The 19808-nt window shown below is 68.8% G+C and carries 19 protein-coding genes; 6 read left to right on the top strand and 13 right to left on the bottom strand.

Annotated features, from left to right (window positions below):
• Positions 1-162: 162 nt before the first annotated feature.
• The 13 genes from lpqB to cofD all read right to left on the bottom strand — a co-directional run bounded on the left by lpqB (position 163) and on the right by cofD (position 13737).
• Positions 163-1986 (bottom strand): MtrAB system accessory lipoprotein LpqB, encoded by a 1824-nt coding sequence (lpqB, locus tag ACFV2O_RS30530; RefSeq protein WP_379254922.1) that lies wholly within the window; start codon positions 1984-1986, stop codon positions 163-165.
• Positions 1983-3935 carry an MtrAB system histidine kinase MtrB gene (gene mtrB, locus ACFV2O_RS30525; RefSeq protein ID WP_379254971.1) on the bottom strand — a complete coding sequence of 651 codons (1953 nt, stop codon included), beginning with the start codon at positions 3933-3935 and terminating at the stop codon, positions 1983-1985. Before mtrB ends, lpqB begins: the two co-directional genes overlap by 4 nt.
• A gap of 44 nt (positions 3936-3979) precedes the next feature.
• Positions 3980-4657: an MtrAB system response regulator MtrA gene (mtrA, locus tag ACFV2O_RS30520; protein ID WP_039800350.1), complete on the bottom strand. Its 678-nt coding sequence runs from the start codon at positions 4655-4657 to the stop codon at positions 3980-3982.
• Positions 4658-4735: 78 nt separating this feature from the next.
• Complete coding sequence (locus tag ACFV2O_RS30515) at positions 4736-5383, bottom strand: dTMP kinase (protein WP_355077139.1); 648 nt, start codon at positions 5381-5383, stop codon at positions 4736-4738.
• Positions 5384-5519: 136 nt separating this feature from the next.
• Entirely contained in the window at positions 5520-6998 is a 1479-nt protein-coding gene (gene ahcY, locus ACFV2O_RS30510) for an adenosylhomocysteinase (RefSeq protein WP_355077141.1), read from the bottom strand.
• 105 nt (positions 6999-7103) lie between these two features.
• Positions 7104-8240 (bottom strand): alkane 1-monooxygenase, encoded by a 1137-nt coding sequence (locus ACFV2O_RS30505; protein ID WP_355077143.1) that lies wholly within the window; start codon positions 8238-8240, stop codon positions 7104-7106.
• A 190-nt stretch (positions 8241-8430) separates the two neighbouring features.
• Positions 8431-9051: a TetR family transcriptional regulator gene (locus tag ACFV2O_RS30500; RefSeq protein ID WP_355077145.1), complete on the bottom strand. Its 621-nt coding sequence runs from the start codon at positions 9049-9051 to the stop codon at positions 8431-8433.
• Positions 9052-9091: 40 nt separating this feature from the next.
• Positions 9092-9274 (bottom strand): rubredoxin, encoded by a 183-nt coding sequence (locus ACFV2O_RS30495; RefSeq protein ID WP_355077147.1) that lies wholly within the window; start codon positions 9272-9274, stop codon positions 9092-9094.
• A complete protein-coding gene (locus tag ACFV2O_RS30490; protein WP_355077148.1) occupies positions 9271-9444 on the bottom strand; it encodes a rubredoxin in 174 nt (57 codons plus the stop codon). The genes ACFV2O_RS30495 and ACFV2O_RS30490 overlap by 4 nt, the downstream gene beginning before the upstream one ends.
• Positions 9441-10700, bottom strand: coding sequence for an alkane 1-monooxygenase (locus ACFV2O_RS30485; RefSeq protein ID WP_379254919.1), 1260 nt, complete (start codon positions 10698-10700; stop codon positions 9441-9443). The genes ACFV2O_RS30490 and ACFV2O_RS30485 overlap by 4 nt, the downstream gene beginning before the upstream one ends.
• 187 nt (positions 10701-10887) lie before the next feature.
• Positions 10888-11406, bottom strand: a complete 519-nt coding sequence (locus tag ACFV2O_RS30480; protein WP_355077151.1) for an NUDIX domain-containing protein — start codon at positions 11404-11406, stop codon at positions 10888-10890.
• Positions 11407-11440: 34 nt separating this feature from the next.
• The gene (locus ACFV2O_RS30475; RefSeq protein ID WP_379254918.1) at positions 11441-12787 is read right to left on the bottom strand and encodes a coenzyme F420-0:L-glutamate ligase; all 1347 of its coding nucleotides are present in this window, start codon (positions 12785-12787) and stop codon (positions 11441-11443) included.
• A complete protein-coding gene (gene cofD, locus ACFV2O_RS30470) occupies positions 12784-13737 on the bottom strand; it encodes a 2-phospho-L-lactate transferase (protein WP_355077377.1) in 954 nt (317 codons plus the stop codon). The genes ACFV2O_RS30475 and cofD overlap by 4 nt, the downstream gene beginning before the upstream one ends.
• A 537-nt stretch (positions 13738-14274) precedes the next feature.
• Between cofD and ACFV2O_RS30465 the strand changes: the two genes are divergently transcribed.
• The 6 genes from ACFV2O_RS30465 to manA all read left to right on the top strand — a co-directional run bounded on the left by ACFV2O_RS30465 (position 14275) and on the right by manA (position 19759).
• Positions 14275-14508 (top strand): WhiB family transcriptional regulator, encoded by a 234-nt coding sequence (locus ACFV2O_RS30465; RefSeq protein WP_029901515.1) that lies wholly within the window; start codon positions 14275-14277, stop codon positions 14506-14508.
• A 124-nt stretch (positions 14509-14632) separates the two neighbouring features.
• The gene (locus ACFV2O_RS30460) at positions 14633-15112 is read left to right on the top strand and encodes a metallopeptidase family protein (protein WP_168434228.1); all 480 of its coding nucleotides are present in this window, start codon (positions 14633-14635) and stop codon (positions 15110-15112) included.
• 296 nt (positions 15113-15408) lie between these two features.
• Complete coding sequence (locus tag ACFV2O_RS30455; protein WP_039800382.1) at positions 15409-15789, top strand: DUF3499 domain-containing protein; 381 nt, start codon at positions 15409-15411, stop codon at positions 15787-15789.
• Between the two features lie 52 nt (positions 15790-15841).
• Positions 15842-17218, top strand: a complete 1377-nt coding sequence (locus ACFV2O_RS30450) for a phosphomannomutase/phosphoglucomutase (RefSeq protein ID WP_355077155.1) — start codon at positions 15842-15844, stop codon at positions 17216-17218.
• 118 nt (positions 17219-17336) lie between these two features.
• Positions 17337-18539, top strand: coding sequence for a tobH protein (locus tag ACFV2O_RS30445; RefSeq protein WP_355077157.1), 1203 nt, complete (start codon positions 17337-17339; stop codon positions 18537-18539).
• Complete coding sequence (manA, locus tag ACFV2O_RS30440) at positions 18539-19759, top strand: mannose-6-phosphate isomerase, class I (protein WP_379254915.1); 1221 nt, start codon at positions 18539-18541, stop codon at positions 19757-19759. Before ACFV2O_RS30445 ends, manA begins: the two co-directional genes overlap by 1 nt.
• The last annotated feature ends 49 nt before the right edge of the window (positions 19760-19808 follow it).

Genomic DNA, 19808 nt, shown 5'->3' with positions numbered 1-19808 from the left:
GCACCTGGCAGAACGTTATGCCTTGCGGCGAAGTCTTTTACGCTGCGCTCGCTCCCCTGCTCGAACCGCCATGCGCGGCCGCGCCGGATTCTTCCGAGTGTTAGCGAGCCTTCCGAAGTGCCGACGTGCGGCCGACCTCGCGTACTCGCGACAGATCGCCGCTCAGCCGGGCAGGACGGGCGTGGCGTTCGCGCCCAGACCCGGCACCTCACGCCAGTAGGGCTGGCCTTGGTCCGGGGCGGAGGTCAGCTCCAGCACCGCGCGTGAGTCGGCGACGTACTGGTGGTCGGGGCTCGCGCTCACTGAGCGCACCGGGGCGGTGAGATTCTGCGACGTCAACGGGGTCGGCTCCGAGCCGTCCACCGACACCGTGCTCACGGGGTCCACATTCCCCTCGCGCGCGATGATGATCGTGTCCGCGTCCAGCCAGTCCACCGACACCGCGGCCGTGCTGAGTCCGACACCGACGGGCACCGCCGAGGTCAGCGCCAGCTTCCCGTCCGGTTGGGGCGCGACGACCGCGACGTACACCCGGCCGTCGGCGATCATCGCCGCCCGCGCCCCGGTCCGGGAGATCCGGAGTTCGGTGATCGGTAGCCGCGGCGCCGTGGCCGAGGATGCCGCCGTCAACCTCGAGATGTCGACGTTCTGAATCGAGACGTTTCCGGTGCCGCGGTCGTTGACCGCGCGGATCACCCGGTCACCGTCGACCACCGCCCATGCCGCGCTGCCGTCCGCCGTCCACGAGGGCCGGGTGATGGTGAAGCCATCGGCCACCGGAAAAGCGTTGCCGCCGTAAGTGCCGACCATCAAGATCCGCGACGGCGCGCCCGGCGGTCGTCCGGCTTCCGCCACCGCGGCGACGAGCTGACCGTCCGCGGACAGCGTCGCCGACTGCAGATTGTTCACTCCGCCGAAGTAGCCGGGAGCGGGAGTGATACCGCCGTTGTCGGCGATCTGCACCAGCCCGCCGCCGCGCAGCGCGTGCAGCCCGACCTGGTTGCGCGCGGCGGTCGCCGGATTGAACTGCTGCACGTCCGCCACGCTCCAGCCGTTCGCGGCGAAGCGCTCGTCCAGCGGCTTGCCGTCGGCCAACAGCATGTACGGCCCGAGGATGTCGGCGCTGGACAAGGTGAGCACCACCTGCGCGGCCAGCAGTTCGCGCTCGCGCGGATTCAGCGCCGACGCGCCCGCGAAATCGATCCGGACACCGCCGAGCCCGATGCCGACGCCGTCGGGATCACCGTTGGCCTTGGTGATCGCCCCGCGCACCGCGATCGGCGGCGCCAGCTCACTGTGCAGCACCGAAGCCAGCGCGGGCTGCGGCCCCTCCAGCAGCGAGCTGATCAATCGCTGGGTCAGCTGCGCTTTCGGCACCGCGAGCCAGCGCAGGTCCGGCACGGCCATATTGCCGCCCGGATCGATGAAGTACAGCGCGTAGCGGCGGTAGGACTTGAAGAACGCGGTGGAGTCCATGACCACGCCGTCGGGCAACTCGTCGATGCGCCACTCGCCGTTGATCTTGGTCAGCTCGATCTTGTTCTCGACGAACGGAATGTCGTCGTTGGGCCGGTACCCGCCGTCCGCGGACAGCTCGCCGACCTTGCGCGCGCGGATCAGATAGTTGGCCTTGTCCCCGGAACGCGACTCCCGCAGGGTGTCCGGTTTCTCGACGATGACCGTGCCCGCCGCGTCATCCCACTGGGTGGAGGCCGCGGGGGTCATGTATTGCCTTGCGGCCAGATGCCGGTTGGCCGGATCGGCGGTGGCCTGAAGGAAATCGCGCAGCAGCAGATCCGGATCGCGGTTGGCCAGCGGGGCCGGCGGGCCCTCGGAGGTGGGCTCACGATTGATGGTGCCGAGCGCCTCCGGCGCGGAGGACTCGGGGAGGCTGGCACAGGCGGTGAGCGGCACCACGACCGCGAGGACCGCCGCTGTCAGTACGGTCAGCCGCCGCATCCGCGCAGATCCGACACGCATTCTCATGACTGTACGTCCCCCGGTTCGCGCGCCGCGCCGCCCCCGGTCTGCGCCGACTCCGAGGCGGGCGATCCGTTCGCCCCGGACGCGAGCGGCTCTTCGGCCGCGGCGCTGTCGGTGGGCGTCGCCGTACCGTCGGCCCCTCCGGGCGACTCGCTCACGCTCGGCTCCGCGGCCGCGTCGCCTTCGACGTCCGTGCCGTCCAGCTCATCGCTGTCGGTCTCGGCCGCCTCGCTCGCGCCCTCCGCACGCACGCCGACCGGATCGGATGTGCCCGCGTGCGCGCCCCGTGGCGCGGCGTCGGTCACCTGCGCGGCGCCCGGCTCGGCGGCGACCGGCAGCGCCGTATCGGTCATGTCGCGATCGGCGGGCGGTTCCGGCTCCACCACGTGCATCGTCTTGCGCGCGGGCTCCAGCGGCAGTGGGCTCGGGCCGAGCTTCTTACCGCGCACCAGCGGCAGCGTCAGGCGGAAGCTGGCGCCGATCCCGACCTCACCCCAGGCTTCGAGTCTGCCTTCGTGCAGGTTCGCGTCCTCCACGCTGATCGACAGACCGAGGCCGGTGCCGCCGGAGCGGCGCATGCGCGACGGGTCCGAACGCCAGAACCGGTTGAAGACCAGCTTCTCCTCGCCGGGGCGCAGGCCGACGCCCTGGTCCCGCACGACGACGGCGACCGCGTTGCTCTCGACGTCGCCCCGCATCCGGATCAGCACCGGCTTGCCCTCGCTGTGGTCGATCGCGTTGGCGAGCAGATTGCGCAGCACCCGCTCCACCCGGCGCGGATCGACCTCGGCGACGAGCGGATCCTCCGGCATGTCGCTGATGATCTCCACCCCGGCGTCCTTGGCGAGGTGGCGCACGGTCGAGATCGCGGCCCGCGCGCACATCCGCACGTCCAGCGATTCGACCTGGAGTTCGGCGACGCCCGCGTCGTGCCTGCTGATCTCCAGCAGGTCGTTGAGCAGGCCCTCGAACCGGTCCAGCTCGTTGACCAGCAACTCGGCGCTTCGGGCCAGGGCGGGGTCGAGGTCGTCGCTGCTGCCGTGGATCAGGTCGGCGGCCATGCGCACGGTGGTGAGCGGTGTGCGCAACTCGTGGCTGACGTCGGAGGTGAACCGGCGCTGCAGATTGCCGAATTCCTCCAGCTGGGTGATCTGGTTGGACAGGCTCTCGGCCATCTCGTTGAACGCCTGAGCCAGCCGAGCCATGTCGTCCTCGCCGCGTACCAGCATGCGTTCCTTGAGCCTGCCGTCGGCGAACCGGCCGGCGATCCTGGCCGCGGAGCGGATCGGAAGCACCACCTGCCTGGTGACCAGCGCGGTGATCGCGGCAAGCAGGACCAGCAGCACGATGCCGCCGACCAGCATGGTGCCGCGCATCAGCGACAGGCTGCGTTCCTCGTTGGCCAGCGGGAAGATCAGGTAGATCTCCAGGGTCGGAACCTCGGCGCTCGGGCTGCCGATGATCAGCGCGCGACCGCTGTAACCATCCGCGTCCTCGACGGTGGCGAACTGGTAGCTGACCTGGTTGCGCTGCACGAACCGGCGCAGCTCGTCGGGCACCTCCTGGATCGGGCCGCGAGGGATCTGCTGCGGCGGCATCCCGCCGATGACGCTCAGCGCCGAGACGAAGCTGCCCGCGGCGCCGGTGGACTGGCCGCTACCGCCGCGATTGGACAGTGCGTTGCGAGCCTCTTCCAGCCGCTGCGGTTGAGCACCGATGTCGTGCACACCGGCCAGCTGGCTCTCGACCGTGTTACGCGCGCGGTCCATCTCCTCGACCGCCGCGTTGATCTTGGCGTCCAGCAGCCGGTCGGTGATCTGGCTGGTCAGCACCACACCGAGGATCGTGATGACGATCAGCGACAGCGTCAGCGTGGACACGATGACGCGCAACTGCAGCGAACGACGCCACAGGTGGCCTAGGGCAATGCCGACCGCTTGGAACCAGGCCACCACCGGAGCCAGCGATCGTTCCAGACGCGCGAAGACGCCATGGATCACGGCGGTCCGGCCTTGTAACCGACACCGCGGACGGTCAGCACGATCTCCGGGTTCTCGGGATCCTTCTCCACCTTCGCCCGCAACCGCTGCACATGGACGTTCACCAGGCGGGTGTCCGCGGCGTGCCGGTAGCCCCAGACCTGCTCGAGCAGGACCTCACGGGTGAACACCTGGCGCGGCTTGCGGGCCAGGGCGACGAGCAGGTCGAACTCCAGCGGCGTCAGAGAGATCTGCGCGCCACCACGGCTGACCTTGTGCGCGGGCACATCGATCACGATATCGGCGATCGACAGCAGCTCGGCGGGCTCCTCCTCGGTGCGGCGCAGACGGGCCCGCACCCGGGCGACCAGCTCCTTCGGCTTGAAGGGCTTGACGATGTAATCGTCGGCACCGGACTCCAGACCGAGCACGACGTCGACCGTGTCGGTCTTCGCCGTGAGCATCACGATCGGAACTCCGGAATCGGCCCGCAGCACACGGCACACGTCGATGCCGTTCATGCCGGGCAGCATCAGGTCCAGCAGCACCAAATCGGGGCGGATCTCGCGAACCGCCGCCAGGGCCTGTGTGCCGTCGCCGACCACGTGCGGGTCGAACCCTTCCCCGCGCAAGACGATCGTGAGCATCTCAGCGAGTGCCATATCGTCGTCGACGACCAGAATCTTCGGCTTCATAACTACTATGTTGTCATCTCCCAGGCCAGGATCGGGCCGCCACGCCAACACTGGTGTGAACCCGCGGCACAACCAACCTTATCGACCAACGATTTCGGCGATGCGCGCGGCCAGCGTCGCCGGACCGTCGTCGGATCGGTATGTCCACCAGGGTCCGCGCCAGTCGCGTTCGGCCAGCTCACGGTACACCGCGCCGGTGCGATGCTGCAGACCGCCGTCGCGTTCGTAGACGTCGAGCGCGCGTTCGGCGTCGAGTTCGCCACGCCTGCGGGCACGCTCGGCGGCGAGCTCGGTGGGCACGTCCAGCAACACTTGCAGCGCGGGCTCGGGCAGAGCGAATCTGCCGAACTCCAATTCGCCCACCCATGTAACGATTTCGCCGTCCGCCGACTGCCCCAGCCGGGCGGCCGAATAGGCGGCGTTGGAAGCGACATAGCGATCGAGTAGCACAACGTCGTTGTCGGCCAACAGTTTCGACAGCTCGTCCGCGGCGTCCGCGCGGTCGAGCGCGAACAGCAGAGCCATGCCGCTGACCGAGCCCGCGAGGTCGCCGTGCGCGCCGCGCAGCGCCTCGGCGGCCAGATCGGCGTGCACCGAGACGCGGTAGCGCGGGAAGGCCATCGTCGCGACGCGCAGTCCGCGACCACGCAGATCGGCGACCACCCGCTCGATCAGCGTCCGCTTACCCGCGCCGTCGAGCCCTTCGACCGCTATCAGCACTCCCATGACCAGGCACACTACCCCGCCGCACACCGGACGCCCGCAGCGGCTGACCAGCGTGGATGCCGGGCGCTGCGGGCGGGCGCGAGGTGACGGGCGCCGGTGTCCCCGCCGACCGTCGGCGGGGACACCAGCGGCGCGTTCAGTAGCGGTAGTGATCCGGCTTGTACGGGCCCTCGACGTCGACGCCGATGTACTCGGCCTGATCCTTGGTGAGCTTGGTCAGCTCGCCGCCGAGCGCTTCGACGTGGATGCGCGCGACCTTTTCGTCCAGGTGCTTCGGCAGCCGGTAGACCTCGTTGTCGTACTCCTCCGGCTTGGTCCACAGCTCGATCTGCGCGATCACCTGGTTGGAGAAGCTGTTCGACATCACGAACGACGGGTGGCCGGTCGCGTTGCCGAGGTTGAGCAGACGCCCCTCCGACAGCACCAGGATCGAGCGGCCGGTCTCCTTGAACGTCCACAGGTCGACCTGCGGCTTGATCGTCAATTTCGTTGCGCCGGAACGCTCCAGCGCCGCCATGTCGATCTCGTTGTCGAAGTGACCGATGTTGCCGAGGATGGCCTGGTCCTTCATCGCCTTCATGTGGTCGAGGGTGATGATGTCCTTGTTGCCGGTCGCGGTGATGACGATGTCGGCCTCGCCGATCGCCTTCTCCACGGTCACCACGTCGTAGCCGTCCATCAGCGCCTGCAGCGCGTTGATCGGGTCGATCTCGGTGACCTGCACCCGGGCGCCCTGTCCGGCAAGCGATTCCGCGCAGCCCTTGCCGACATCGCCGTAGCCGCAGATCAATATCTTCTTGCCGCCGATGAGCACGTCGGTGCCGCGGTTGATGCCGTCGATCAGCGAGTGGCGGGTGCCGTACTTGTTGTCGAACTTGCTCTTGGTGACCGAGTCGTTGACGTTGATCGCGGGGAACACCAGTTCGCCCGCCGCCGCGAACTGGTAGAGCCGCAGCACGCCGGTGGTGGTCTCCTCGGTGACGCCCCGCACCGATTCGGCGATCTTGCTCCACTTGCCGCGATCGGACTCGAAGCGCTCGCGCAGCAGGTTCAAGAAGACCTTGTACTCGGCCGAGTGGTCCTCGTCCTCCGGCGGCACCACGCCCGACTTCTCGAACTGCGCGCCGCGCAGCACGAGCATGGTGGCGTCGCCGCCGTCGTCGAGAATCATGTTGGCCGGCTCGCCCGGCCAGGTGAGCATCTGCTCGGCGGCCCACCAGTACTCCTCCAGGGTCTCGCCCTTCCAGGCGAACACCGGGGTGCCCTTCGGCTCCTCGACGGTGCCGTTGGGGCCGACGACCACGGCGGCCGCCGCGTGGTCCTGGGTGGAGAAGATGTTGCAGGAGGCCCAGCGGACCTCGGCGCCGAGGCTGGTCAGGGTCTCGATCAGCACCGCGGTCTGCACGGTCATGTGCAGCGAGCCGGAGATGCGCGCGCCCTGCAGCGGCCGCACCTCGGCGTACTCACGGCGCAGCGCCATCAGACCGGGCATCTCGTGTTCGGCCAGACGGATCTCTTTGCGGCCGAAATCGGCCAGCGACAGATCCGCCACCTTGTAGTCGATGCCGTTGCGGACATCGGCGGTCAACGACGTGCGAAGTTCTGAGGTGGTCATCAGCCTCTCCTGGTTCGGCAAGTACCGAGGCAAGGCTAGTCGCTCACGACGGGGTGCGGTTTACGCGGCCGTCCCTCCGACGGGCGGACCGGCCTCGGACTCGGCTCACGCCGTGACGCCGCGGGCCGCCAGGATGCGACGCCGCTTACGCGGCTGAATGTTCGCCAGTGTGATGTCGCCGCCGTAGTGGGCGAGCACGCGGCCGTCCATAATCCGCCGCCACAGCGGCGGGACGGCGGCCAGCACGATCATGGCGGCGTAGCCCGCGGGCAGTTGCGGGGCCTGCTCGGAGGTGCGCAGCGTCTGGTAGCGGCGGCCCGGGTTGGCGTGGTGATCGCTGTGCCGCTGCAGGTGGAACAGGAAGATGTTGGTGACCAGATGGTCGCTGTTCCAGCTGTCGCGCGGCGAGCAGCGGGCGTACATGCCGTTCGGGCGGCGCGCCCGCAGCAGGCCGTAGTGCTCGACGTAGTTCACCGTCTCCAGCAGGCCGAAGCCGATCACGGCCTGCAGCAGCAGCCAGGGCAGCACCTGGTAGCCGAACGCCGCGACCAAGGCGCCGAACAGCACTAGCGTCATCGACCAGGCCTGCAGGATGTGGTTCTGCACGCTCCACCAACCCTTGCCCTTGCGTGCGAGCCGCTCGCGCTCCAAGACGATCGCCGAGCGGAAACTTCCGGACACGCTGCGCGGCAAGAACTCCCACAGCGACTCGCCGAGGCGCGCGCTGGCCGGATCCTCCGGAGTAGCCACCCGCACGTGATGGCCGCGATTGTGCTCGACGAAGAAGTGCCCGTATCCGGACTGGGCGAGCGCGATCTTGGCCAGCCAGCGCTCCAGGCGCTCGACCCGGTGCCCGAGCTCGTGGGCGGCGTTGATGCCGATACCGCTGACGAATCCGAGAGTGGCGGCCAGACCCAGCTTGTCGACCACGCTCAGTTCGTCCCCGGCCCACATGTAACTCGCGATCACCAAGCCGATCAGCTGCACGGGGAGCATCAGGTAGGTGCACCACCGGTAGTACCGGTCGTTGGAGAGCCGCTCGTAGTCCTCGTCCCTCGGATTGTTGCCGTCCACGCCGATCGACCAGTCCAGCACCGGGATCACGATCAGCACGATGATCGGGCCGATCCACCAGAAGATGGGGATGCCGGTGTGCAGCACCAACTGCGAGGGCAGCAACGCGGACGCAGGCGGAAGCAAGCCGAGGACCCACAGATGGCGTTTGGGATCGGGCGATCCCACGGGTTTGCCAACCGTTTGCACTTTTGCCCCACTCGAAGAAGACCCGAACACCGTCGCATGAGAATACTTCTTGAGTTGTTGTCTGTTACAACCAAGTGGTGGGTTGAGACATGATCGCTATTACAAGCTACTCAGTCGGTTTTCAATGTGCTGCATATGCGCCAGTCGCGCGCCGGTTGCCCGCGCGGGCTCAGCTCTGCACCCGCGCGGCCAGGATCGCTTCGACGTAGGGACTCAGCAGCGCGCTCAATTCCGCGGGCGCGTCCCGCCCCGGACCGGGCGGAGTGGGAATGTAACTGAGGGCGATCCGCACCAGCGCGTGCGCGATGACGTCCGATTCGGCCGCCGTCGACGCCACCCAGCTGTACTGGAAGGCGCGCGACAGCCGCGCGGTCGCGTGCTCGAGCAACGGCCCCGCGTCCAGGGTGATCAGGCGCAGCAGATCCAGCTTCACCTCGCCCGCGACCAGCGACTGCACCAGCGGGTCGGAGGCCGCGTCGAAGAAGAAGTTCGCCATGCCGTCGCGGAACGCCGCGCGGACGTCACCGACGTTGCCGTTGATGGCGGCGTCGACGTGATCGACCAGGAAGTCGGCCAGGCGCAGGGCGTAGGCCTGGGTGAGGCCGCCGCGTGAACCGAACTCGTTGTACAGGGTCTGCCTGCTCACGCCCGCCCTGGCCGCGACGTCGCCGAGCGTGATCTTGGACCAATCCCGCTCGGTGAGCAGCTCGCGCATCGCGTCCAGGACCGACGTCCGCAGCAGGTCCCGCGCGGCCTCCTGGTAGGGAATCCTGGTTCCGGTGCGCGGCATACCCGCGACACTGTCACGGGCGCCTGCCGCAGTCAAAATCTCACGACCGTTCGATTTCGACCATGAAGAAATCCGCCTTGGCGGCGCCGCAGTCCGGACAGGTCCAGTCGTCGGGAATGTCGTCCCAGCGGGTTCCCGGCGCGATGCCGTCCTCCGGCCAGCCCTCGGCTTCGTCGTATTCGAAGCCGCACTGGATGCACTGATAAAGCTTGTACTCGTTCATTTCGTGGCCCCTATCGGTTCGAAGTCGATCTTCTCCCGCACGCCGCAATCCGGGCAGCACCAATCGTCCGGCACCGTCTCCCACCGGGTGCCCGGCGGAAAACCTTCGTGCGGCTCACCTTTCGCCTCGTCGAAGACGTAGTCACAGACGGGGCAGCGATACGCTTTCACGCCGCGTCCTTTCCGGCAGCGTTTTCCGCCTGACCCGAGCCGTAGCGCGCCAGCACTTTCTCCCGCTTGCCGGGATCTATGTTGGCCCGGGTGATGTCGCCGTCGTAGTGCGCGAGTACGCGCTTGTCCATGACGCGACGCCACAGCGGCGGGAAGTAGGCGAGCATGATCATGCTGGCATAGCCGCTCGGCAGGTTGGGCGCGCCGTCCCAGCTGCGCAGCGTCTGGTAGCGGCGGGTCGGATAGGCGTGATGATCGCTGTGCCGCTGCAGGTGGTACAGGAAGATATTGGTGACTATGTGGTCGCTGTTCCAGCTGTGCACCGGGGCGGGCCGCTCATACCGGCCGCTCGCCGTGCGCTGCCGCACCAGGCCGTAGTGCTCCAGGTAGTTGACCGCCTCCAGCAGGCTGAAGCCCACCACGGCTTGCAGGATCAGGTACGGCAGCAGCTCGATGCCGAACACCGCGACCAAGGCCGCGAACAGCACCGCCGACATCAGCCAGGCGCTGAGTACTTCGTTGCGCAGACTCCACGGCTTCTTGCCGAGCCGGTCCAGCCGGACCTTCTCCAGCTGCCAGGACGACTTCAGGCTGCCCCATACCGTGCGCGGCCAGAAGGCCCAGAACGTCTCGCCCACACGGGAACTCGCCGGGTCCTCGGGCGTCGCGACGCGCACGTGGTGGCCGCGGTTGTGCTCGATGTAGAAGTGCCCGTAGAAGGACTGGGCCAGCGCGATCCGCGACAGCCAGCGCTCCAGGTCCACCTTCTTGTGGCCGAGTTCGTGTGCGGTGTTGATGCCGATGCCGCCGATCATGCCGACCGTGATCGCCAGCCCGATCTTGTCCACCAAGTGCAGCCCGCCATCGATGCCGAGCCAGCTCACGTCGTCGGCGGTGATCAGATAGGCCGCCATCACCAGCGAGGCGTATTGGAACGGCAGGTACAGGTAGGTGAGGTAGCGGTAGTACTTGTCGTTCTCCAAGTACTCCATCACCTCGTCCGGCGGGTTGTCGCCGTCCGGGCCGAAGAAGATGTCCGCGATCGGGATCAACACGTAGATCAGGATGGGCCCGAGCCAGAACGGCACCTGCGCGAGGCGATGCCAGCCCAGCTCGTTCAGCCCCCAGATCAGCGGCAGACCGATGATGAACAGGCCGGCCGGAGCGAACAAGCCCCACAGCCACATATAGCGCTTGCGATCCCGCCAGGCCGGCACCTCCACCGGCTGAGCGGACATGTCCGCGTGCGTCGACATCGTTGTCTCCATTCCCGAAGAGCACGCCACATGTGACGTGCATTACCTCACTTCTGGACGATATACGGACATTTGTCGCTTGTCTAGACAAATCACGCAATTTGTAAACTTCCCTCCGGGTCCAACGAACCGAGCCCCGGCCGGAGACAACTCCGCCCGGGGCTCGGCGTGGAATGAAGGGACCGACTCAGCGCAGCAGCACGTCGGCGTCGGCGGGTAGGGCGTTCACCGGCCACCAGCGCAGGTCGGTGGATTCGTGGCTGCGAACCGGGATCGCGCCCGCGGGGGCGGTGATGCGGAACAGCAGGTCGAGGTGTCTGGTGGGGACGCCGAGCGAGCAGGTGATCGGATGCGCTTGGGCGCCGTAGAGCCCTGGCTCCAGCCGTAGGTTCGCGATGCCGGATTCCTCGGTCGCTTCGCGCAACGCGGCGCCGGCGACCGTCTCGTCCCGCTCTTCGCAGTGGCCGCCGAGCTGGATCCAGCGTCCGACCCGCGGGTGCAGAGTGAGCAGCACCTCGCGGCCGTCGTGGGAGAAGACGACCGCGGAGGCGGTGATGTGGCCCGGCGCGTGCTCACGCAGGCAACCACGCGGGGCCGAACCGAGGAAGGCCAGCATCGCTTCCCGCAGCGATCGCTCCGGATCCGTTCCGGGACACCAAGTCTCGAGCAACTCGGTGGCCGAAGCGTGCAGCGACTCGACGCTCACCGGCGACACTCTCGCACTGCGGAATCGAGGCGCTTCACAGCTCGACCAGCCCGGACCCCGCGCCCGCGGGCTGCCGCGGGGTCGGCTCTTCGAGCGGATGACCGATGGCGATGGCGCCCAGCGGACTCCAGTCCTCGGCCACGCCCAGCACGTCCCGGGTGACCTCGGGGGCGAAGATCGTCGACCCGATCCAGCAGCTGCCGATGCCCTCGGTGGCCAAGGCGACCAGCAGGCCCTGCACCGCCGCGCCCACCGCGACAGTGAACATGGCGCGTTCGTTCGCTCGCCTGCGCTCGTCCGGATAGTCGTGCGCGCCGTCCGGCACACAGAACGGAATGATCACCTCGGGTGCGTCGAACAGAATGCGCCCTCGCGCGACCCTGCGCTCGATCCGCTCCGGCGGCAGGCCGTCCGCGGTCAGATCGGTGCGCCATTTCTCCGCCATCGCCTCGAGCAGACGAGCGCGCAACTCCGGCGTGCGCAGCCACACGAACCGCACGGGGCGGGTGTGGTGCGGAGCGGGCGCGGTCAGCGCGACCGACACGGCCGAGCGGATCCGTTCGGGATCGACCGGCACGTCGGCGAACTGGCGAATCGAGCGACGCAGGAGAATCGCCTCCTTGCGACCGCGTTCGATGGCCTCCGCGGTGCCCAGCCAGAACAGGTCGTCGGTGCCGCCGCGCAGGAGATCGGCGGCGCCCGATCCGTCGTCGACGATCGGCAGCCCGCGCACCACGGCGACCGGGACACCCCCGAGTTTGCCCTTGACCAGGTCCGCGGCGGCGGCCAGCTCGTCCGCCACGGCCACCTGGGTGACGAAAAGCTCGTTGCCCTGGCCGTCGACCGCGCCCGCGTAGTCGTGCAGCACCCGCAAGCCCGCGGCGCCGATGGCCGCGTCGGTCTGCCCGTTGCGCCAGGCTCGGCCCATCGTGTCGGTGACGAGCACCGCGACCGTCACGCCCAGCCGTTCGGCGAGCGCGGCGCGCAGCGCCTTGGCGCTGGCGTCCGGGTCGGTGGGCAGCAGTACGAGCTCGCCCTTCTCCACGTTCGAGCCGTCGACACCGGAGGCCGCCTGCACGATGCCCAGCTTGTTCTCGGTGATCAGGGTGCGGCCCTTGCGGGCGAGCACCCGCACCGCCTCCTGGTCGACGAGCCTGCGCCGGGCCGCGTCGCGCTCATCGGGGTCCAGCGGCGCTTCCACGATGCGTCCCTCGACCTTGGCGACGATCTTGCTGGTGACCACCAGCACGTCACCGTGGGCCAGCCAGGGCGCGCAGCGGGCGATGTGCTCGGCGAGGTCGTCGCCGGGCCGGAATTCGGGCAGCCCGGTGACGGGCAGGATGCGCAGCTCTCCGGCCGCGTGGTCGGTCGGTGTGCTCACAGGGCGACTCCAGCGAGATCCAGCGCCTGACGCACCATTTCGGCGGTGGTCGGCGGGTCGGTCATCAACAACGGCACGCTACGCACCTCGACCCCTGGCACTTCGGCGGTGTCGGTGCTGTGGATCAGCCAGCCGTCCAGGATGCCGGTGGCGGAGCGTGCGCCGTAGTGCCGGCCGATCGCCTCGGCCGTCGTCTCCACGCCGATGACCGACAGGCACTCGTCGGCCATACCGCGCAGCGGCTTGCCGTCGATCACCCCGGACACGCCGATCACCTTCGCCGGGGTGGTGCGCAGCGCGCCCCGGATGCCGGGCACGGCGAGGATGGCGCCGATGCTCACGACGGGGTTCGACGGCGCGAGGAGGACCACGTCGGCGGATTCTATGATATTGATCACATTTGGGGCAGGTTTGGCTTCATCGGCGCCAATTGTGGCGAATCCATGGGTGTCGATGTTCGCGCGGTAGCGAACCCACCACTCTTGAAAATGGATCGCGCGCCGTTCGCCAGGCTTGTCCGGATCCGACACCACGACATGCGTTTCACAGCGATCGTCGGTTGCCGGGATCAGTTTCACGCCCGGCTGCCACCGGTTGCACAGCGCCTCGGTGACCGTGGAGAGCCGGTATCCGGCGCGTAACATTTCGGTGCGGATCAGATGCGTGGCGATATCGCGGTCCCCCAAGCCGAACCAGTCCGGCTGGGCATGATATTTCGCGAGCTCCTCCTTGGCGTGCCAGGTCTCGCCGACCCGGCCCCAGCCGCGCTCCGTATCGATACCGCCGCCGAGGGTATACATGCAGGTGTCGAGGTCGGGGCAGATCTTGAGCCCATGCATCCAGACGTCGTCGCCGACGTTCACGATCGCGGAGACGTCCGCCTCGGGCAGCAGCTCCCTGACGCCCTGAAGGAAACGCGCGCCACCGACACCGCCGACCAGCACGGCGATCCGAGGTCCGTTCGCGAGCGTGGCGTCCGCTTGTTGTCCAGTCACATCCGCACAGCCTATGCGCTGACGCGAAGGCTCCCGTTCGCGGCAAATTTGCTATACATTTGCTATCGCAGATCACAAGAGGGACTCGGAATGCGGCTGCGGATAGTAACGGAATAGCGACGGCGGCTTGACCATCGCAGCGTCCGGCGTGTCTAATCACAGACATGTCATTCCGGGTTCGCGCGAGAGATCAACGCGCGAACGGCATTTCGAACAAGTGTTCGCATCGGTGTGACAAGCTCGGGGACGTCCGCGGGACAACGTCGCGGGGTATGGCCGTCGGTATGCGTGTTGGTCCGACGGAAAGAATCATTCTGCGCTAACACACAGTGAGGAGGCGGAGCGATGGCCAACGAGATGGTCTCGCCGACCGATTCCACAGCAGGCGCAGCACGTGGCGTCTGCGCAGATAACGGCGGCTGGAAGGACCAAGAGGGGGGTGACGGAGTCACGGCGCCCCGGCTCAGCCTGGTCGTGACCGGCTTCGACGAGATGTTCGAATCCATCGAAGAGCAGTGGCAGGAGCGCGCCCTGTGCGCGCAGACCGATCCGGAGGCGTTCTTCCCCGAGAAGGGCGGCTCGACCCGCGAGGCCAAGCGGATCTGCATGGGTTGCGAGGTACGCGACGAGTGCCTGGAGTACGCGCTCGCGCACGATGAGCGCTTCGGCATCTGGGGCGGCCTCTCCGAGCGGGAGCGCCGCCGCCTCAAGCGCGGCATCGGCTGACAGACATCCGCGATGCCCGGAGCCGCCCGTCCACCGTGGCGCTCCGGGCACGCGCGACACGACCGGACAGTTCCCGACCGCCTCGATGCGGACGACCGGAGCCGACTGGCCTAGATTTTCTCTCATGGCACGTTCCCGTAAGCGTCGACCGCCGACCGCGCGGTCGGTGATCCGCCGCGGCCGCGGAGTGCGCGGGCCGATGCTGCCACCCACCGTGCCCGCTTGGCGGACCCGAGGCCAGAAGTTCGACCGGCTGGTGCTGGAGGCGTTCGCCCCCTTGGACTCCCGCTGGCACGACCGGCTCACCAAGCTCGACATCGCGGTCGACGACGTTCCGAAAATCCGTCCGCTGCATCCCGATTCGGTCACCTGGCCGGATGAGGTCGTGGCCGACGGCCCGGTTCCCCTCTCCCGGCTCATCCCGGCGGGCGTCGATCGGCACGGGGCGGCGACCAGGGCGCGGGTGGTGCTGTTCCGCAAGCCGCTCGAGCTGCGCGCCAGCGATCCCGACGACCTGGTGGATCTATTGCGCGAAGTCCTGGTCCAGCAGGTCGCGACCTACCTCGGCGTCGATCCGGACGTGATCGACCCGGAAGCGGAGTGAATCGCACCCATCCGGGTGGCGGCGGCTCCCGAATGCCGTTGCGGGGCAGGCGCGGGCGTGTAGGCCGGTCACCGGCTGGGTACTCCGTGAACCCACGCCACGACGCACACCGATGTCGCGCACCGGCGACACCGTCGCCCGCGCGTACGGCGAAGTCGTCCAGATCACCGCGGGGCCCGTCACGGCCCTGTGGGACGTCGTGCTGCCCTCCTTCCGCGACGCACGGACCGAGATTCTTCAAGCGTGTCTGTCCCCATCGACGCGCCAGGGGGGTTACTCTCATCGGCGTGATTCCCATGCGTCGTTGCTGCCGACCAGGCTGCAAGAATCCGGCCGTCGCGACGCTCACCTATGTGTACTCGGACTCGACGGCGGTGGTCGGACCACTCGCGACGGTCGCCGAACCGCACTCCTGGGATCTCTGCGAAACGCACGGCTCACGCATCACCGCTCCGAAGGGTTGGGAACTGGTTCGCCACGAAGGCGGATTCTCCTCCAGCACACCGGACGACGACGACCTGACCGCGCTGGCGGAGGCGGTGCGGGAGGCGGGGTTGCGCCGCCGCCCACCGGAGCGCGAACAGCGTGGCTATCGCGACTACGCTCCCCCGCCGCCGCGCACCACGCGAACGGGTCGCCGCGGCCATCTGCGGGTGCTGCCCGACCCGCCGTCCTGATCGGACGAGGACGGTGTCGGACCGGTCCGGCGCAACCACTAGGGTATTGGGCATGACAGTCGCCCGCTCTGCCGAATTCGTGAACGCGGTGATCAAGGCCTACGACGTTCGCGGTGTGGTCGGTGATCAGATCGACGCGGAATTCGTCAGGGACGTCGGCGCCTCCTTCGCACGGCTGATGCGCGCCGAGGGCGCGAACCGGATCGTCATCGGTCACGACATGCGGGATTCCTCCCCCGAGCTGTCGGCCGCCTTCGCCGACGGCGTGCTCGGCCAGGGCCTCGACGTGGTGCACATCGGTCTCGCCTCGACCGACCAGCTGTACTTCGCCTCCGGCCGCCTGGACTGCCCGGGCGCCATGTTCACCGCCAGCCACAACCCGGCCCGCTACAACGGCATCAAGCTGTGCCGCGCCAAGGCCCTTCCGGTCGGGCAGGACACCGGCCTGGCCGCCATCAAGAACGAGCTCGTCGACGGCGTGCCCGCGTACCCGGGCGAGCGCGGCAGCGCGACCGAATCGAACCTGCTCACCGAGTACGCCGACTTCCTGCGCGGCCTGGTCGATCTGGACGATATCCGCCCGCTCACCATCGCGGTGGACGCGGGCAACGGCATGGGCGGGTACACGGTGCCCGCGGTGCTGGGCACGCTGCCCCAGGTGACGATCGTGCCGCTGTACTTCGAGCTGGACGGCACCTTCCCGAACCACGAGGCCAACCCGCTGGACCCGGCGAACCTGGTGGACCTGCAGAAGCTGGTCCGCGAGTCCGGCGCGGACATCGGCCTCGCCTTCGACGGCGACGCCGACCGTTGCTTCGTGGTGGACGAGAACGGCGACCCGGTGGCGCCGTCGGCGATCACCGCCCTGGTCGCCGAGCGCGAACTGGCCAAGGAGCCCGGCGCGGTGATCATCCACAACCTGATCACCTCCCGCGCGGTACCGGAGCTGGTGCACGAACTGGGCGGAACGCCGGTACGCACCCGGGTCGGCCATTCCTTCATCAAGCAGGAGATGGCCGCCACCGGAGCGGTGTTCGGCGGCGAACACTCCGCGCACTACTACTTCCGCGACTTCTGGGGCGCCGACTCCGGAATGCTCGCGGCGTTGCACGTGCTGGCCGCGCTGGGCGAGAAGGACCGGCCGGTGTCGGAACTGATGGCGTCCTACGCCACCTACGCGGCCTCCGGCGAGATCAACTCCACCGTCGCCGACGCCGAGGAGCGGACGCTGGCCGTGGTGGACGCCTTCGCCGACCGGGCGCACTCGGTGGACCGGCTGGACGGGGTGACCGTGCAATTGGCCGACAACGCCTGGTTCAACCTGCGCGCGTCGAACACCGAGCCGTTGCTCCGGCTGAACGTCGAGGCCCGATCGGCGGAGGAAGTAGACGCACTCGTGACCGAGATCCTGAGCATCGTGCGGTCCTGACTGGAATAGTGGAATCACAGGCCTTGGATTCGCCCGACTCGGTCTCGGTGTGGCAGCTGGACCGGGTGGGCGCGGGGGCGGAAAAGACACAGCGCGATGAGGGGAGGTGGAACGCCCGATGATCGCTGGAACACCGGTGCTCGACCTCGACGATGCCGCTTCACTCGAAGCCGCCGACGCAGGCGGCGCCCTTCGCTCGGCCGCCTCTGGCGGCGCCCAGGTGCGTGCCACCGCGGCGGCCGTCGGTGAGGACGCGCTGGCCCGGCTGGCCGATCTGCGACCGCGCAGCGTGGTGCTGGTCTCCGGTTCCGGACGCGCCGCACGTGCCGCCGGACTGCTCGTGGCCGCGCTCGGCGACCGCGCGGGCCTACCCGTCGTGCCCGCCGCCGCCCTGCCGCCGTGGGTGGGGCCGCTGGACGTCGTCCTGGTCTCCGGCGACGACGCGGGTGATCCGCGCCTGATCGACGCCGTCGACCGGGCGCTGCGTCGCGGCGCCGAGGTGGTCGTCGCCGCGCCGCACGAGGGTCCGCTGCGCGCCGCCGCTGCCGGACGCGCCGCCGTCCTGGAACCCAGGGTCCAAGTTCTCGGGTACAACCGCCTGTTGCGCTTCCTGGCCGCCGGAATCGCGGTCCTGCGCGCGGTCGACCCCCAGCGCACCGGCGCCGCGGTCCCGGAACTCGCCGACCTGGCCGACGTGCTGGACGCGGAGGCGCTACGCGACGGCCCGCACAACGAGGTCTTCCACAACCCAGCCAAGACGCTGGCCGCCCGGATGCAGCAGCGGGGCATCGTGCTCGCGGGCGACTCGCCCGCCGCCGCCGAACTGGCCGAGCACGGCGCCGAGGTGCTGTTGCAGTCCGCGGGCAAGGTCGCCACCGCGGTGGATCTGGCCGAGGCCGTGGCCGCGCGGACCCGGATGGCCGAAGCGGCAGGCGAATCCGCGCCCGACTTCGACCCGATGTTCCACGACGAGGAGTTGGACGGGCCCGCGCCGGTCGAGCGCGTCCGGGTGTTCGTGCTCAGCGCCGATCGCGATCGGGCGGCGGCACGCCGTCGCATCGCGGTGTTCGGTGGCGAGGGCGGGAACCTGGTGGACGCCGATCTGGTGAACGCCGACGTCGACCTGCTGCACACCGAGATGACCGACCCCGCCGCGCCCGCGCAGACCCATGCCGAGGAGTCCGCGCAGGCGAACGGCACCGAACTCGAACAGCTCGCGGTGCTCGCGCTGCGACTGGAGATGGCCGCCGCCTACCTGCGGTTGCTCGGCTCGCGGACGGCTCCGGCCGACAGCCAGGGGCAGTACGGGGGAAGCTACTAGTGCACGAACTCGTTGGTGCGCTGCGCTCGTATGCCTGGGGCTCGCGCACCGCGCTCGCTCAGCTGTGCGGCAGGCCGGTGCCGTCGGCGCATCCAGAGGCCGAACTGTGGTTCGGCGCCCACCCGGCCGATCCGGCGCACGTGAAATCCGGTGACCGCACCACCTCGCTGCTGGAACTGATCGCCGCCGACCCGAGCCGGGAACTGGGCTCGGCCGCAGCACGATTCGACGAGAAGCTGCCGTTCCTGCTCAAGATCCTGGCCGCAGAGGAGCCGCTGTCGCTGCAGGCGCACCCGAGCACGGAGCAGGCGCGGGCCGGGTTCGCGCGAGAGAACCAGGCGAAGGTGCCGCTGGACTCCCCACTGCGCAACTACCGCGACGAGAACCACAAGCCCGAGCTGGTCGTCGCGCTGGACCGGTTCGAGGCGCTGGCCGGTTTCCGCGATCCGCACCGCACCGTCGCACTGCTGCGCGCACTGGCGGTGGACGGCTTGCGCCCGTACTGCGAACTGCTTGCCGCGCAACCGGACAAGGCGGGCCTGCGCACGCTGTTCACCACCTGGATCACGCTGCCGCACCACGTGCTGACCACGCTGCTGCCCGAGGTGCTCGACGGCTGCGTGCGGTATCTGTCGGGCAAGGGCGCCCGTGAGTTCACGGCCGAGGCGCGCACGACCCTCGAATTGGCCGAGGCCTATCCGGGCGACGCGGGTGTGCTGGCGGTGCTGCTGCTGAACCGGGTGACCCTGGAGCCGGGCCAAGGATTGTTCCTCGCGGCCGGCAATCTGCACGCCTACCTGCGCGGGGTGGGCGTGGAGATCATGGCCAACTCCGACAACGTGCTGCGCGGCGGGCTCACCCCCAAGCACGTCGACGTGCCGGAGCTGTTGCGGGTGCTGGATTTCGAGCCGATCGACTTGCCTGCCGTGTTGCCCGAGCCCGCCGGTGACGGGTCGGTGCGCTATCGCACGCCCGCACCGGAGTTCGCGCTGCGCCGCTTCGACCTGGTCGCGGGTTCCGCCCGGGTGCCGCTGACCGCGGCGGGACCGGGCATCGTGCTGTGCACCGCGGGGACGGTGCGGCTGTTCCGCAACGACTCGTCGCTGGAGCTCACCCGCGGCGGCGCGGCGTGGATCTCCGCCGTGGACACCGATATTCGCGCCCAAGCGGTGGACGGCGACGTCCAGCTGTTCTGCGCGTCCGTCGGCGCGACCGGCTGACCGATCCGGAACGCCGGATTCCAGGTGTCCTAGTCTGTTCGCGGGTATC

This window comes from Nocardia sp. NPDC059691 (assembly GCF_042733915.1).
Lineage (GTDB): Bacteria > Actinomycetota > Actinomycetes > Mycobacteriales > Mycobacteriaceae > Nocardia > Nocardia sichangensis.
The sequence above is the reverse complement of the archived record's forward strand: the minus strand, read 5'-3'. Positions and strand labels throughout refer to the sequence as shown.